This is a genomic window from Pseudomonas sp. EA_65y_Pfl1_P113, from assembly GCF_963970525.1.
GTDB lineage: Bacteria > Pseudomonadota > Gammaproteobacteria > Pseudomonadales > Pseudomonadaceae > Aquipseudomonas > Aquipseudomonas tritici.
Genome location: NZ_CAXAQM010000323.1, coordinates 1 through 541, shown reverse-complemented (window position 1 = coordinate 541; position 541 = coordinate 1). Strand labels below are relative to the sequence as shown.

Genomic DNA, 541 nt, shown 5'->3' with positions numbered 1-541 from the left:
AAAGCCATTATTGACCGTCAGGCCGCTTTGCGTGGGGCTGGAAAAGCCGAGCGGGAATTCGATGCCGCGCAGATGCTGCGTTTCCTCGAAATGCGAATAGAGCGCGTCAAAGGTCGAATGGAACACATCCGACGGCCGCCATTCGATCGTCGCCACGCCGCCATAGCGCTTGAGCTCGTTCGACTGGACATAGGGCTTGGCACCGCCCAGCACGAACGGGCTGGCCGCCGTGCCGCTGCCGGCATAGCCCCAGGCGTTGTAGCGCTCGTCCTGCGACGGGGTCAGCGTGGCCGAGGCACCCAGCGCGATGCCGAGCGTATCATTGGCGAATTTGTCGACATAGGTTGCCGAGGCACGATAGCCGTAGCGCGTGCCGTCGGGATTGAGCTTGTTGATCCCGTTCATTTCCCCGCGCGCGCTGACCGCGATGACGCGCTTGCCCTGATCGAGCGGGCGCAGCATGCGCAGGTCGACCGTGCCCGAAATGCCGGCGGCGACGAGCGAGGCGTCGGCGGATTTGTAGACGTTGACGGTCTTGAAG

The 541-nt window shown here is 63.8% G+C and carries 1 protein-coding gene; it reads right to left on the bottom strand.

Annotation, left to right across the window (positions count from 1 at the left end; genetic code table 11):
- A partial coding sequence (locus tag AACY52_RS29845; RefSeq protein WP_339561310.1) for a hypothetical protein occupies positions 1-541 on the bottom strand: 541 nt, incomplete at both ends.